The organism is Rothia sp. HMSC064D08 (assembly GCF_001809525.1).
GTDB lineage: Bacteria > Actinomycetota > Actinomycetes > Actinomycetales > Micrococcaceae > Rothia > Rothia dentocariosa.
The window spans coordinates 193,033-206,922 of record NZ_KV797895.1 but is presented as its reverse complement, the minus strand read 5'-3'; the positions used below and the strand labels follow the sequence as shown (position 1 = coordinate 206,922).

15 protein-coding genes are annotated in these 13,890 nt (G+C 56.8%); 3 read left to right on the top strand and 12 right to left on the bottom strand.

Translation table 11 applies throughout. From position 1 onward, the window contains the following. Window positions 1–13 precede the first annotated feature (13 nt). Together HMPREF2625_RS03125 and HMPREF2625_RS10850 are read left to right on the top strand one after the other, a co-directional pair. Window positions 14–610: a GNAT family N-acetyltransferase gene (locus HMPREF2625_RS03125; protein WP_070521695.1), complete on the top strand. Its 597-nt coding sequence runs from the start codon at window positions 14–16 to the stop codon at window positions 608–610. Between the two features lie 268 nt (window positions 611–878). Beyond that, complete coding sequence (locus tag HMPREF2625_RS10850) at window positions 879–1,082, top strand: hypothetical protein (protein WP_141745408.1); 204 nt, start codon at window positions 879–881, stop codon at window positions 1,080–1,082. Window positions 1,083–1,153: 71 nt separating this feature from the next. Here the strand turns inward: HMPREF2625_RS10850 and HMPREF2625_RS03115 are convergent, their stop codons facing one another. The 12 genes from HMPREF2625_RS03115 to ppa all read right to left on the bottom strand — a co-directional run bounded on the left by HMPREF2625_RS03115 (window position 1,154) and on the right by ppa (window position 11,971). After that, a complete protein-coding gene (locus HMPREF2625_RS03115; RefSeq protein WP_070521692.1) occupies window positions 1,154–1,357 on the bottom strand; it encodes an antitoxin VbhA family protein in 204 nt (67 codons plus the stop codon). Between the two features lie 149 nt (window positions 1,358–1,506). Then, complete coding sequence (gene folE / locus HMPREF2625_RS03110) at window positions 1,507–2,094, bottom strand: GTP cyclohydrolase I FolE (protein ID WP_070450594.1); 588 nt, start codon at window positions 2,092–2,094, stop codon at window positions 1,507–1,509. Beyond that, window positions 2,081–4,348 (bottom strand): ATP-dependent zinc metalloprotease FtsH, encoded by a 2,268-nt coding sequence (gene ftsH, locus HMPREF2625_RS03105; protein ID WP_070521689.1) that lies wholly within the window; start codon window positions 4,346–4,348, stop codon window positions 2,081–2,083. Before ftsH ends, folE begins: the two co-directional genes overlap by 14 nt. A gap of 181 nt (window positions 4,349–4,529) precedes the next feature. Beyond that, window positions 4,530–4,736, bottom strand: coding sequence for a type II toxin-antitoxin system HicB family antitoxin (locus HMPREF2625_RS03100; RefSeq protein ID WP_070521686.1), 207 nt, complete (start codon window positions 4,734–4,736; stop codon window positions 4,530–4,532). Between the two features lie 177 nt (window positions 4,737–4,913). After that, on the bottom strand, window positions 4,914–5,465 hold the full coding sequence (gene hpt, locus HMPREF2625_RS03095) for a hypoxanthine phosphoribosyltransferase (protein WP_004005768.1): 552 nt from the start codon (window positions 5,463–5,465) through the stop codon (window positions 4,914–4,916). A gap of 178 nt (window positions 5,466–5,643) precedes the next feature. Beyond that, entirely contained in the window at window positions 5,644–5,880 is a 237-nt protein-coding gene (locus HMPREF2625_RS03090) for a hypothetical protein (protein WP_048778820.1), read from the bottom strand. A 141-nt stretch (window positions 5,881–6,021) separates the two neighbouring features. Continuing rightward, on the bottom strand, window positions 6,022–7,218 hold the full coding sequence (tilS, locus tag HMPREF2625_RS03085; protein ID WP_070521683.1) for a tRNA lysidine(34) synthetase TilS: 1,197 nt from the start codon (window positions 7,216–7,218) through the stop codon (window positions 6,022–6,024). Between the two features lie 361 nt (window positions 7,219–7,579). Then, a complete protein-coding gene (locus HMPREF2625_RS03080; RefSeq protein WP_070521680.1) occupies window positions 7,580–8,707 on the bottom strand; it encodes a zinc-dependent metalloprotease in 1,128 nt (375 codons plus the stop codon). Window positions 8,708–8,790: 83 nt separating this feature from the next. After that, window positions 8,791–9,018 (bottom strand): helix-turn-helix transcriptional regulator, encoded by a 228-nt coding sequence (locus tag HMPREF2625_RS03075; protein WP_004005772.1) that lies wholly within the window; start codon window positions 9,016–9,018, stop codon window positions 8,791–8,793. A gap of 265 nt (window positions 9,019–9,283) precedes the next feature. Continuing rightward, on the bottom strand, window positions 9,284–9,916 hold the full coding sequence (locus tag HMPREF2625_RS03070; RefSeq protein WP_070521677.1) for a hypothetical protein: 633 nt from the start codon (window positions 9,914–9,916) through the stop codon (window positions 9,284–9,286). A 39-nt stretch (window positions 9,917–9,955) separates the two neighbouring features. Beyond that, window positions 9,956–10,648 carry a hypothetical protein gene (locus tag HMPREF2625_RS03065; RefSeq protein WP_246826595.1) on the bottom strand — a complete coding sequence of 231 codons (693 nt, stop codon included), beginning with the start codon at window positions 10,646–10,648 and terminating at the stop codon, window positions 9,956–9,958. 837 nt (window positions 10,649–11,485) lie between these two features. Further along, on the bottom strand, window positions 11,486–11,971 hold the full coding sequence (ppa, locus tag HMPREF2625_RS03060; RefSeq protein WP_004005776.1) for an inorganic diphosphatase: 486 nt from the start codon (window positions 11,969–11,971) through the stop codon (window positions 11,486–11,488). 236 nt (window positions 11,972–12,207) lie between these two features. Between ppa and dacB the strand changes: the two genes are divergently transcribed. Beyond that, window positions 12,208–13,839, top strand: coding sequence for a D-alanyl-D-alanine carboxypeptidase/D-alanyl-D-alanine endopeptidase (gene dacB / locus HMPREF2625_RS03055; RefSeq protein WP_246826592.1), 1,632 nt, complete (start codon window positions 12,208–12,210; stop codon window positions 13,837–13,839). The last annotated feature ends 51 nt before the right edge of the window (window positions 13,840–13,890 follow it).

The following is a 13,890-nucleotide window of genomic DNA, read 5'->3' as shown; positions in this document are numbered from 1 at the left end:
CTAGGATTAAGCCATGCCGGATGCCCTCACGATTCGACCCGCCACCCCCTACGATGCGCAGGCAATAGCGCGCATCCGTGTTCAGGGGTGGCGGTTTGCATATCAGGGTTTAATATCTCAGGACTACCTCGATTCGCTCAGCGTCGCCGAAGATACCGAGCGGATGCGCGGGTATCTCAGCCAGCTTCCCCAGAACTCGCCGCCCAGCAGGTCAGAGTCCGTGCAAGGTTCGAGCGACGGTAAAAAACAGTCGTTTATGCTCGCTGTACGCGGCGATGCGGTGCTGGGGTTCTGCCGTTTCAGCGCGGCACCCGATAAGATTGACCGTGCAGAAAGGGCTGTTTCGGGCAGGACGATGAACGGAAGACTCCACTCGCTCTATATAGACCCGGATGCCCTCGGGCAGAGTATTGGGCACACCCTCATGAACCATGCGCTCAGCACTTTTGCCGCATGGGGGTGTGAACGCGCGAATCTCTGGGTTTTGGAGGGAAATTCCCGCGCCATCAGCTTCTACGAACGGCAAAGCTGGCGGTGTACGGGCGCTACAAAGGTGGACCGATCCTTTGGGCTGTGTCTGGTTGAGCACGAAATGGCGGTGCAGCTTTAACGCAAAACCGCCCGGACGATCGTGCGACTTGTTGACGCAGGTTCACGATTCATCGAGGCGGTCGCTAAGTTAGTCGACGCTATTAGCCGCTGGCTAGTATAACGTCCTCACAGGGTGGGCACTCATAGTTTTAGCAGACTGGGTGCTCACCCGATTGCTACTACCTTACCTATATCGCGCGCATGCTCCACCCTCTGTAATTATCTACACTTCCGGATGCGCATGCAGAGGCAAATAATGCCTTGTGAAAAATTGGAGGCAGAATAAAATGTCTATTCCTCGGGAAAAACTATACACATACCGCGTCGATTGGTCCGAAGAAGACCAAGAATTTGTGGGAACCGTTGCAGAGTTTCCTAGTCTCTCTTGCTTAGCTGATAGCTCTTTGGAGGCTTTATCCGGAATTCAGCAGGTAGTGCTCCAGGCTATCGACATCTTGGAGGAAGAAGGGAAACCGGTGCCAGAACCCTAAAACTTACGGCAGGAACCACCCATGCACACGCGGGGCAGACTCATCCCAAGTGTGAAAGGTAGCGTGATCTCTCACGATGCCCTTTGCACATGGCGGCGGATCTCTGCGATAGCCTCATCGGCAGTGATGTCATGATGAGCTGCCCGAGCCACAATATCTTTCAGCACAGGGTCAGTGACATGATGACCAGCTAATGCCAAAGCCGCATCTGCAAAAACCTGATTCTCCTTAGCCTCGGGTGCGGTAATGCGGGTACCAGACCGTATATGAGTCATAACTCCCTCCTACAGCCTTTATCGTACGTGAGAATGGTTCAAAGCCAAGGGGCTCTTCTGTCTTTAACGCGAGCAGGTGGCTTTGGTACGAGTAGGTAGGATGTTCCTACCTGCTCGAGCCAAAAACCACCTGCTCACGGAATAAGAAACTAGTGCTTCGAGAAAATCAGGCTCATCGCCTCGGCACGAGTTGCCGCGTTCTTGAGCTGCCCGCGCACCGCACTCGTGACGGTTTTTGCGCCGGGTTTGCGCACGCCGCGCATCGACATGCACATATGCTCGGCCTCAATAACAACGATCGCACCGCGCGGACTCAGGTGCTCCTCCAGCGCCTCCACCACCTGCGTAGTCAGCCGCTCCTGCACCTGGGGGCGGCGCGCATAAACCTCAAGTACCCGCGCCAGCTTGCTCAGCCCCGTCACCTTGCCGTCAGCCCCGGGAATGTATCCAACATGCGCCACCCCGTGGAAAGGTACCAGGTGATGCTCACACGTGGAATAGAACGGGATATCCTTCACCAGCACCATCTCGGAATGGGCAATATCAAAGGTCGTGCCCAGCACATCGGCGGGGTCGGCGTGCAAGCCTGAGAAAAACTCCTCGTAGGCGCGAGCCACTCTCGCCGGGGTGTTCTGTAAACCGTCACGGTCCGGGTCTTCACCGATTGCCAGCAGGATTTCCCGCACCGCCGCCTCAATGCGCGGCTTATCCACCCCCGAGCCGTTATCCTCGCTCATCCGACCCTCCATAGGGGTTCTGGTTCGGGTTGTTATACGGGTACGGGTTCTGCTGCTGCTCATTCTGCTGACCCGGATACAGCTGCTCAGGGTATTGCTGCGGAGGCATCGCCACGGTCGGGTCGGTATCCTCAATATCCTGCGTGCCCGAATGCGGCATCTGCTGAGGCTGACCACCCTGACCGGGCAGGTTCTGGCCCGGTTCCGTGTGCTCGGGCGCAGTCGGCATGGACGCAGTCGTAGGAGCCTTCATCGCCACGGTTGGATCGGAATCGTCCTCCAGACCATTCTTCTCTGCAGCAAGTTCGCTCGGGGCCTTCACCGGCGGAATGTCGGTGCGTTCGCGGCCTTCCTTGGAATACCAGTGCTCGCGTTCGGGGCGCTTACGCACATCCTTGAAGATCTCCGCGATCTCATTCTCCAGCAGAGTCTCTTTCTCCAGCAGGGCGAACGCCAAGCGGTCAAGCACATCGCGGTTCTCCACGAGAATCTGGAAAGCCTCATCGTGAGCCTCTTCCAGAAGTTTACGCACCTCGATATCGATCTTGTAGGCGGTCTTGTCAGAGTAGTTACGTGCCGCCGAGGGATCGCCGCCCATGAACGGTTCGGTGTCGTCGCTGCCGAGCTTTACCGAACCCAGCAGGGCGCTCATACCGTAGTCGGCTACCATTTTGCGTGCGGTATCGCTCGCCTTCTGAATATCGTTCGCGGCACCCGTGGAAGGATCGTGGAATACGATTTCCTCAGCCGCGCGACCGCCCATCGCATAGGCCATCTGGTCCAGCAGCTCGTGGCGCGTGGTCGAGTACTTATCGTCCTGCGGCATGACCATCGTGTAACCCAGTGCACGGCCACGCGGCAGAATCGTAATCTTGGTAACCGGCGCAGAGTTGCGCAGGGCGGCAGCCACGAGAGCGTGACCGCCCTCATGGTACGCGGTCACCTTACGCTCATGCTCACTCATGATGCGCGAAGCACGCTGCGGGCCCGCCATTACACGGTCGATAGCTTCATCGATAGCACGGTCATCAATCACGTTGCCGTTATCGCGAGCGGTCAGCAGGGCTGCCTCGTTCATCACGTTCGCCAGGTCTGCACCCGTAAAACCGGGGGTACGCTTAGCGACCTGCCCCAAATCGACGCGACGGTCGATCGGCTTACCGGCGGCATGCACCTCAAGGATGCGCTGGCGGCCCTTCATATCGGGCGCGTCCACACCGATCTGGCGGTCGAAACGACCCGGGCGCAGCAGGGCGGGGTCGAGCACATCCGGGCGGTTGGTCGCAGCAATCACGATCACGTTGGAGTTGCCGTCGAAACCGTCCATTTCGACAAGCAGCTGGTTAAGGGTCTGCTCGCGCTCGTCGTTACCGCCGCCCATGCCGACGCCGCGGCGGCGACCGACCGCATCGATCTCGTCCACGAAGACGATTGCGGCGGGGTTAGATTTTGCTTCCTTGAACAGATCGCGCACGCGGGATGCGCCCACACCCACGAACATCTCAACAAAGTCGGAACCGGAAATCGAGTAGAAAGGCGCGCCAGCCTCGCCCGCAACAGCTTTCGCGAGCAGGGTCTTACCGGTACCGGGAGGGCCGTACAGCAGCACACCCTTAGGAATCTTAGCGCCTAGTCGGGTGAACTTTTCGGGCTCCGCAAGGAACTCGCGCACCTCTTCAAGCTCAGCCAGTGCCTCATCAACACCGGCGACATCGGAGAAACGCACGGTCGGGTTATCTTTGTTGAACTTCTTCGCGCGCGACTTCGCGAAGCTCATGACCGAAGAGTTACCGCCCATGCGACCCATGAGCAGCCAGAAAATTGCACCAAAAAGAAGCACCGGCAGCAACAGAGAAATCAGCGAACCCAAGAAGCTGTTTTCCACCGGCTGATCGGTGTAGCTCTCCAGCTGGGCGCCGTTCATGGCCCGCACGACTTCTTCGGCACGCGGCTGCACATAGTAGAACTTCACAGAGGAACCGTAGTTGTTGCTGCCCTGCTTATAGTCTTCCTTCAGCTGCAGCTCAACACGCTGGTCGCCATCATAGATTTTCGCGCTCTTCACCTGGTGGTCGTTGAGCAGCTGCAAACCAACGTTGGTATCTACCTGGCGTGCGCCCTGCGCAAAAAGCGAGCTCAGCGAGAACGCCACGACAACAATTGCAATAACGATAGCCCACAGCCAGCGACCATTGATCAGCCTGCCTAAAAAGTTATCGGGGCCGTTCGGCGAGTTATTGGGTTTTTGCGCCAATGCTTAGTTCCTTACGTTTACGACGGCTACACGCCGGGTACGCGCCGCAGCGTGCCGGAGCACTCCGTGACGATAGAAAGATGCAACTTTAAATGTACCCTAACCCCGCCGGATTACGCCTGCATCGGCGGCATTTCACCTCAAGGCTAAAAGGAGTCAGTGCGGGCATGCAAAAGCATGTCTAAGCGGTCGATCCCCAACTCTGTTCCCTGCATACCTCCAAAAAGGTTTGCAGGCTTGCTGTGCCTTCCCGGTGCAGGTCAGCAACGTTATCTGCATAAAAATCTGCGCCACCATTCAAACCAATAAATTCACCGCGCAGCACGTCTGTTTCCGGTTCGTATTGAATGACAGCCTTATGACCATCGATCATCATCACATTGTTCATGGTTTCACTCTACAGCTCGTCAAGGGAAACCTTTACCCCTGGCTGCGGATTAGCTAAGCGGTGACGCACGGTTTCGAGAAACTCTGCACGCAGGCATAAGCGTGCCCGCGCATCTAGAATTTTCATCAGGATGCGCGGGCACCAAAATCTTGTGCACACCCTGCGCACGACCGGGTTTTAGGAGTATACGTGCGGGTGCAGAGTCGCCACGCAGTCGAGGTTGCGGTACTTCTCAGCGAAATCGAGCCCGTAACCAACCACGAACTCAGGTTCGATATCCCAACCCACGTATTTGACCTGAACGTCAGTCTTGACGACCTTCGGCTTACGCAGCAGGGTGCAGATTTCCACAGATTCCGCGCCGCGCGATTTAAGGTTCTGCTGCAGCCACGCAAGAGTCAGCCCGGAATCAATAATGTCTTCAACAATCAGCACATTACGACCGGTCAGGTCGGTATCAAGGTCTTTGAGAATACGAACCACACCTGAGGATTTCGTGCCGGACCCATATGAGGAAACCGCCATCCAGTCCATCGTGTAATGCCCCTTGAGCGCGCGGGACAGGTCTGCCATCACCATAATGGCGCCCTTGAGAACCCCCACGAGGAGCACGTCTTTGCCTTCGTAATCTTCGTCGATGCGCGCCGCCAGCTCGGCAACTTTCGCATTGATCTCTTCCTTGGTGAAGAGTACGTTCTTCAGATCGTCCTGCACGTCTTGAGCCTGCACGGATTCTTCTTTCTTGCCGGGGCGTCTTCACGCCGAACCCGCCCGAATATTTTATCGGGTCGGGTATATTTTCTTGGTTCGTTTTAAGTATGACTTAAATTCTGATGCGCGGCTTACGTTTCACGGGTGTCTGCTGGGGGTGCTTTGGAAGAATGCTCCCAAAAACACGAATAAACCGCTACCGCGCCGCCTTCGCCGTCTGCTCGGCTAAGTAGGTTGCGGTTTTCAGATCAAGATTCAGCTCTGTGCGGCGCAGCTCGCGAATCAGCTGAACCTCATCTTTCGCAGGGTCAAGACCCGCCTTATCCGCTACGGAACGAGCCCAATCGATGGCGGCTTCCATCGGTTCGTCTTCCTTCGCGAAGAGAACGGCAAGTTCCGCCCTCGGGTTCTTATCGCTGCCAAAAAGTCCCATGCTTTTTCCTTCCGTATACCACCGAATCCTTGTGATATATCGAGACTCAAGGGTTTTCAGTACCTTGCTATCTTAACACGGCACTATAGCCATTTTGAGAGATGCAACACAATAACTGGCTTATGAAGTCGAAGGCTTCTCTTACCGCTGGGAAATAAGTACCAGCGCATCCACGCGGGTGCCGGTGCGGGGGTCGTGTACCCTACGGCGGCGGTAGGCGCTCACATGCCCGGGCAGCTGTACCGGCCCGGCAGTGGCCTGCTCGGCAACGAACTCATCAAGCGCCTGCAGCCGCTCAAACCCTGGGTTCTCCCCCTGCGCGGCGCGGGTCGCCAGGGCGAGCACGCGCATCCGAAGGGCAGGGTGCAGTGCCGCCGTTTCCGCACGATTCAGGGCAATAATGACGGGGGCGGGTTCTTCGGGGACAGCATCCGTGGAGTGGTTGCCGGGCACCGTATCAGCCCCGAGGATGTTAGGTAGATGAACCCCGGCGGGCAGCTTCAGGCGGGCGTATTCGGCGGCGGCGAGCGCATCCAAATATTCGGCATCAGGCCCGGCGACTGCGGCGGTTCGCGCCAGGGAGAGTGCCACATCCCCGCCAAGATGCTCTTGCAGGAACGGTAGGATAGTGTGCCGAATGCGCGCGCGCATGAGCGTCTGGTCGGTGTTGGTGGGGTCGTTCCAGGGGGCGACCCCTTCGGCTTCGCAAATATTCAGCATGTCGGCGCGGCGCAGCGTGAGGAAGGGGCGCAGGTAGGTGACTCCGTTTTCGATGCGCACGGGCGGCATTCCTGCGAGGGAGCGTGTGCCCGAACCGCGCCCAAGCCCCAGGAGCACGGTTTCCGCCTGGTCGTCAAGGGTATGCCCCAGCAGAACAGCTCGTGCGCCGGTATTATGCACCGCACGTTCAAAGGCGCCGTACCGGGCGGTTCGCGCCGCCATTTCGGGGCCCATGCTGCCCTGCGGAACCTGCACGCGCTCCGTGAGCACAGGGTGCAGCCCCAGGTTCGTGAGGGTTTCTGCGGTGGATGCGGCAACCTCGGCGGAGTCGGCTTGCAGTCCGTGATCGACCACGACGGCGCCCACACGCACATCGGAACGACGCGCAAAATGCGCAGCAATGCAGGCGAGCGCGAGCGAATCTGGACCGCCGCTGCATGCAACCAGCACGAGGGGTTTATCGGTTTCTGCGCCCTGCTGCGATGCGGTCGAGTCTCGCCGCGCACGCCCGGTCGCCTTGATGGTGCCTTCACCCAGCAGGTTCGTCAGCGCACGCGCCAGTTCCCGGCGAGCCTTCCCCACCGCCGGATGCAGCCGCCCCTGCCGTCCATGTTGCATGTGTTGTCCTTCTCTGTTGTATATGCCGCTACGACAAAATCTATTCGCAAATCCCTTTGATCCTCGCGGCAGACGCAGCAGCGAATTACGCATTATCAAGCACGCTGGCGTATTGAAATAATGCTCGGTTTTGTCACATAAAGTGTCACGTAAAAGGGGTTTACGTGACAAAATGTCATGTAAATCTAGAGTTTTGTCACGTAAGTTTGTCACATAAATATAAGACTCACGGCAATTAGTCCCGCTTTATACCGGGGATTTACGTGCATATATACCATATAAACACCCCATGTTTCGTGACATTTTATGTGACAAAAATTGTCACGAAACACGCGGTTTTGTCATATAACCCGTTCTGGGATTACGCGGTATTCTCTTCGTCCCCACCACCAGCCACGACCACCTTGGCGTCCTCGTCCAGCACACGCTTGATCCAGGCGTCGGGGTTGTGAATCTCCCGCTCGGTCGGCAGGTTCTCGGGCCGCTCCCACACGACGTTGAAGCGTTCCATGCCGACCGCATCCACAATATGCTGAACGAACTTCTGCCCATCGCGGTACTGCGCCATCTTTTTGTTCATGCCCAGCAGCCGGTAAATGAGCTTTGTGAGGAACTTTTGGGTTGAGCTGCGGCGGTTGAACCTGCGGCGAATCGTCTTGACGGTCGGCACAATCTGGGCGTCCACGGTATCCATCACCACGTTTGCGTGCCCCTCAAGCAGGCTCATAATGGCTGTCAGCTCGCTCGCGATTTTGCGTGCCTTCGCGGTGGCTTCTTTCACAGGATGCGCGCGCCCCTGCCCGGGTTCTTCGGCGCGGGCCTGGGCTGCGGCACGGAACGCATCTTTGAGGTCGAAAGTGCTGGCGGCGCTATCGCCCAGCTCCGTAATCTTGGCGAGGAAATAGTCGCGCAGCCACGGCGCGGCGGCAAACTGCACCCGATGCGTCTGCTCGTGCAGGCACACCCACAAGCGAAAATCTTCGGGTTCAACGTTGAGTTCACGCTCGACGGAGACCACGTTCGGGGCGAGCAGCATCAGACGCCCACCCGGCTGCCCGTACCCGGCCAGCGCCGCATAGGGTTCATATTGCCCAAGCACTTTGGTGGAGAGGAACGAGAGCACGGCACCGACCTCGAAGGCCAACCCTTCTTTGAGTTTGTCCAGGTCAGCATGCGGTTTTTTCTGCTGGATCTTCTCGAATGCGGGCTTGACGAAGGGCACGAGCATGATAGAGAACGCCTGCGCGTTCGCCTTCGCCCAGGTACTTCGATCAACCACCAAAACCTCGGAGTCGCGCAGGTCTTGTGCCGCATCAAGCCCGGTAATGCGGTGCACATGGTCTACGGATTCTTCCGCCGCTTTGCGCAAGGATGCGACCACGCCAGCCATCTCCTGGGGCTTCATGCGCGGCCCGGCGGGCGCCAGGCTGCCCACGATTTTGGCGATGCGCTCAACATTTAGCAGGTTCTGTGTGTTGTTATCGCTCATATGCACAGTGTATCGAACTGTGCTGTGTGAGCCGCGCGGCTAGATGTCCCGCTTTATAGATGTCTGCCCTGAGGAGTCCTGGATTAGGCATGATCTGCACCTTCTACAACGAGGTATATACCCAGCACTTCAGCGGTTTTGAGCACAGACCCAAAAGATGGTCCCGGCTTACCACGTTCAATATCACGAATCGTTTTATCGCTTACACCCACCATATAGGAAAGTTCCAGCTGGGTAAGCCGTTCTTCCTTACGGATGCGCCGCACTCGCTGCCCGAAGTTCTGAGCAAACTCTTCTGCATGAAAAGCCATCGTGTGTGCGGCATGATGGCCGCATCCCCCTTAAAAATACGAATAATAGTTCGGTTTTCAAGAATTTTACACCGCAGGGAGACTAAAAATACAGTAAATACGAATTATTATTCGGAAAAATTTTGAAATTCTCTAGATGAGAAGACACACATACACAAGCGGGAGCGGTTTCTTTATTTGGGAGCACTTTAAGTGCTCCCAAATAAAGAAACCGCTCCCGGAACAGGCAGCTGCACTAGCAGGTGCAGCGCAAGAAATAAGCGAGCTAGGAACGCCTCTCGTCATGATCGAGAGGCATACGATAACGATTACTTGGCAGGAACAGATCCTTGACCGCAGGGTCATCAACCTCAGCGCTCTTCTGCATCGTCTCAGCACGCTCCTGCGCAGCCTCACCAAACATCTCACGAGTCATCTGCTTGGTTTGCTCAATCTTGCTGCGTACCTCTGTCCGAGTGAAACCAGGCTTCCAGGGCTTAAACCGTGCCACGTAGGCCAGATAGAAAACTAAGGCACAGACCCCCACCACTACTGCTCGCCCTGTATCTTGAGTTACTACCAGTGCCACAACCAAGTACACCGGTGGAGGCACTAAGATTTCGTATGCAGCAAACAGCCTCCCTCCTGGAGAGGGGTGCTGTGCACGCACCACCAACGGACGCTGCACCAATGCGCGTACTAGCGGAAAGATGAGGTAAGAAATCAGTACGGTCTTAGTCGCCTGATACAAAGAGAGGGACAGGGCAGAAAGCCCCAAGGCGGAGACAACAGCCCCAGCACCAAGAATCAACAGAAATACGCAAAATCCTTCGAGCAAACCCCCTATAAAACTACCCATCAACGCAGCGCTCAGCGGTACATACTCTGGATGATCCGGCGTATACTGACTGCTCTCCATATGTATCCCTTCCCACATTATCCACGTGTTGGAGTGTTTTCACCGCTTATGCGGAAATGCTCCTCGTTTTTCATGATCGAGGGGCATACGATAACGATTAGCTGGCAGGAACAGATCCTTAATCGCAGGGTCATCAACATCAGCGTATTTCTGCATAATCTCAGCACGCTCCTGCATCATCCCGGTGTACTCCTGCGCGATATCGCCCACCAGTTCGCGGGTCATCTGCTTGGTCTGCTCGATCTTGCTGCGTAACTCTACTCGGGTTAAACCAGGCTTCCAGGGTTTAAGCCATGCCGCGTAGGCCAGATAGAAAACTAAGGCACAGGAACCTACTGTTGCCGCCTTGCCTACCTCCTGAAACATCCCTAGTGTTACCACCAGATACACCAGCGGCGGCACTAAGATATCGCATGCAGCGAATAGCAACCCTCCCGGAGAGCCATGCTGTGCACGCACCACCAACGGACGCTGCACCAATACGAGTACTAGCGGAAAGATGAGGTAGGAAATCCACACGATGCCAGCGATCTGCAGCCGCGGAAGAGACAGTGCAGAAAGCTTTGAAGCTGGCCCAACGACCCGAGCACAGAGAATCACCAGAAAGACACAGAACGATTCGAAAAAACCACTGCAATAACCACCCTTCAGTGCATTCGTCAACGCTACATACTCTGGATGATCCGGCGTATACTGACGCTCCTTCGTGCGCCCTCCACGCAACATAGACACGCTGCCCCAAACGAGTGATACCACATAAAGTTGCGAAGATAGCCTCTGGAAGGCAGGCTGAGGTAACCCCCTCAAGATTGAGTACTGCTTCCCAGGGATTTGCGGCGCATTCACCGACCTCATTGACAAGGTCCTTTGAGGGATAGCGTTCTCTATATCAGACGCACTATTCCAAAGCCGCTTCGTTTTTCGGCTCCGCCCAATAGCTTTACTATATTCCGTTATTGCCCCGGCTAGGGCTGAAGCGCGCGTTCGCAGGGCGACAACGGGCTTAGTTTTGCCGGTAGTGCCGTGCGACGCATCATTTACATTTTCGGTACCAAGAACTTTGCGCATTACTTTCGGGGCAGTAGTCCGCGCAGCAGTATCAGCACCCGCGAAAATCGCAGAAACCCCTGCCGTGGCAGTTAAACGAATGGCATTTCGACATTCACATATCAAGCCTTTCATTTATACTCCTCACCACGACATATCCATTTCAAGGACGTCATATGCTGCAAATTTTGGTGCACAACAAACTCTTAATTAAGAAATACGTAATGCTATATCGCGTACAGATACCCAGATTATGGGCTAATTATCCGTCTCTGTATGTATAGAAGATTTAATGAACAGCGTATTATTTCCCACACTATACGTTCACGTAGCGCAGTGCAACGACAATAAAATTAATTTTTAATAAAGCTCCTCGGGAAAACTGCGGCTCCATAATAGCAACCGCAAGAACCGCTCTTGCCCCCCCTAATACAAACGGGAGCGGTTTCTTCATGCGGGAGCAAATAAAGTGCTCCCGCATGAAGAAACCGCTCCCGATATTAACAGGAACGCGAGTAAGGCTTAGTGGCCTTCAGCGGCGAAGCGGTCGATCGCCTCCTGAACCATCTTCTCTGCCGCGGCGATGTCGTCCCAGCCTTCGCCCTTCACCCATTTGCCGGGTTCCAGGTCCTTGTAGCGCTCGAAGAAGTGCTGAATCTCAGCCTTGAGCTGCTCGGGCACGTCCGCCAGCGACTTGATGTGATCGTAGCGCTTATCGGTGGGCACGCACAGTACCTTCGCATCGCCACCAGCCTCGTCAGTCATGTTAAATACAGCAACCGGGCGAGCCTCCACGATCACACCGGGAACAATATCAACGTCTAGAACCAACATGGCGTCCAGCGGATCGCCGTCCTCGCCGAGTGTGTTCTCAAAGTAGCCGTATGCGGTGGGGTACTGCATTGAGGTGAACAGCACGCGATCTAGATACAGACGACCGGTTTCGTGGTCTATCTCGTACTTCACCCGGGAGCCGCGGGGGATTTCAATCGTGACGTCGAGTTCCATGGGAACCTCTTTCTATGAATGTAAGCCTCTGCACCGCGCATCAAGGCGGCGAACAACTCCCCCATTGTACCCCCTGAACGCGTGCACAACACCCATTCAATGCCACAAAAATCGTGCTTTCGAATACGTTGCCACGAACATCATCACGCTATCTCCAGGCGAGCTGGTAGCGTGTAGTCCTCGCGATGCGCGTAACCGGCTCGGTATTTCGCGGCGGAATTCGTTATGCTCTTAAGATGCGTTCACCCCAACCGATAAACACCCCGTTCACTCGCCGCGCCCTGCTCGGTGCAGCACCCGCGCTATTCCTTGCCGCATGCTCAAACCCAAGCGGCGGGCAGTCGCAGGGCGGCACCGCATCCGTAACCCCGTCGGTCACACCCATGCCAACCCCCACTCCGGTACTGGATGCTCAGCAGCTTCAAGACCTGAAAACCCAGCTTGATAAGCTCTTTCAGGAGCGCCCCTACCCCGCCCATTCCATGCTTGTGACCGCCCTCGACGGCACACGCGAGCTGTATGTGGATGCCCCGGATACCCCGCGCCTGCCTGCCTCAAATATGAAGATTCTGACCTATTTTACGCTCGTGCAGACCGCGCCGGAACGCACTTTCACAACCTCGGTGGTGCAGGGTAAAAATGGGCTGTTTCTGGTGGCAGGCGGCGATACTCTGCTCGTGGAAGGAGCCACGGAACCGGCCACCGCGGATTCGCCGACGATGCGCGCCGGGCTGAGCACGCTCGCTGCGGATACCGTACAGCAGATGAACGAACGCAAGGTCACGCACGGCACCTTCCCCGTCTACCTCGACACCACGATTTACACGGGTTCCGCGACAAACCCCGGCTGGGAGCCCGGCGACCTCGAATCCGGGCAGGTCACCCCGATTAACCCGATCGCGCTGGCCTCACACACCGTGCCCGGGCAGTCCACCCCCGACAAACCGGCACGCCCGCAAGACGCCGGAGTCGCCGCCCTAGAAGCGTTCGTGAAGGTGCTCAATAAGGCGAGTGAAGAGCATGCAGAGGTCAAAGCAGGGTACGTATTTACGGTTGCCGACCGCCGCCCCCGTGAGGCCGATGCCGAGCAGATCGCTCAGGTTCAGTCGGCATCCGCGCTCGATCAGGCCTTTGTGATGATGTTAGAGTCCGATAATGTGCTCGCCGAGGTGCTGGGGCGCAATATGGCGATCGCTGCGGGGCGTGAGGGCAGCGCATCCGAGGCGCAGAAACTTGTGCGCGAGAAACTGCAGGAGGCGAAGATTTCGGTTACCGGGTTGGTGCAGGCGGATGTGAGCGGTATGTCCCTGCAGAACCGGGTGACGGCACGCACCCTGGCGCAGACCTTGGGGGCGTTAGCGGCGCATCCGAAGCATGACGAGCTTGAGCGCAGATTCCCGGTTGCGGGTGTTTCGGGTACGCTCAAGGATCGTTTTAGCGGAGAAGCGAATAAGTATGCGCGCGGGCATGTGGCAGCAAAGACCGGCACGCTGTTCACGGCCATTTCGTTATCGGGGTATGCGACCCGCCCAGACGGCACACGCCTGATTTTCGTGAGTCTGCTCAACGACGTCGGCGGAGCGGAAGCTCTGCCCGGCGCGAAGGATACGGTTGATAGCGCCGCGGCGATTGTGGCGGCGCGTACCGAACCTCCCGCGAATCCCACGGAAACGCCCGCGCCTTCGGGCTCGCAGGTACCGGGTTCATCTTCGTCTCCCGATGCGACGGGTTCGGGTTCCGCCCCGAATTCCTCGCAGTCCCCGGATGGTTCGTCTTCCGCTTCGCCCGCCGGTGGCAGCGTGCCGCAGGAGGATGCACCCTCCCAGGCGGCGGAACAAAACCCTGCCGAAGTTCCCAGCTCGCAGTAAAGCATGAATATGCAAAATAATGTATATTTATCTGACTGCCGGGTACGTCCG

What these genes read in the sequence shown, in the direction of transcription:
- HMPREF2625_RS03125 (WP_070521695.1), top strand. Translation starts at nt 14, where the DNA reads ATGCCGGATGCCCTCACGATTCGACCCGCCACCCCCTACGATGCGCAG.
- HMPREF2625_RS03090 (WP_048778820.1), bottom strand. Translation starts at nt 5,880, where the DNA reads ATGGGACTTTTTGGCAGCGATAAGAACCCGAGGGCGGAACTTGCCGTT.
- HMPREF2625_RS03075 (WP_004005772.1), bottom strand. Translation starts at nt 9,018, where the DNA reads ATGGCTTTTCATGCAGAAGAGTTTGCTCAGAACTTCGGGCAGCGAGTG.
- ppa (WP_004005776.1), bottom strand. Translation starts at nt 11,971, where the DNA reads ATGGAACTCGACGTCACGATTGAAATCCCCCGCGGCTCCCGGGTGAAG.
- tilS (WP_070521683.1), bottom strand. Translation starts at nt 7,218, where the DNA reads ATGCAACATGGACGGCAGGGGCGGCTGCATCCGGCGGTGGGGAAGGCT.
- HMPREF2625_RS03080 (WP_070521680.1), bottom strand. Translation starts at nt 8,707, where the DNA reads ATGAGCGATAACAACACACAGAACCTGCTAAATGTTGAGCGCATCGCC.
- folE (WP_070450594.1), bottom strand. Translation starts at nt 2,094, where the DNA reads ATGAGCGAGGATAACGGCTCGGGGGTGGATAAGCCGCGCATTGAGGCG.
- HMPREF2625_RS03115 (WP_070521692.1), bottom strand. Translation starts at nt 1,357, where the DNA reads ATGACTCATATACGGTCTGGTACCCGCATTACCGCACCCGAGGCTAAG.
- HMPREF2625_RS03070 (WP_070521677.1), bottom strand. Translation starts at nt 9,916, where the DNA reads ATGGAGAGCAGTCAGTATACGCCGGATCATCCAGAGTATGTACCGCTG.
- HMPREF2625_RS03100 (WP_070521686.1), bottom strand. Translation starts at nt 4,736, where the DNA reads ATGAACAATGTGATGATGATCGATGGTCATAAGGCTGTCATTCAATAC.
- HMPREF2625_RS10850 (WP_141745408.1), top strand. Translation starts at nt 879, where the DNA reads ATGTCTATTCCTCGGGAAAAACTATACACATACCGCGTCGATTGGTCC.
- dacB (WP_246826592.1), top strand. Translation starts at nt 12,208, where the DNA reads ATGCGTTCACCCCAACCGATAAACACCCCGTTCACTCGCCGCGCCCTG.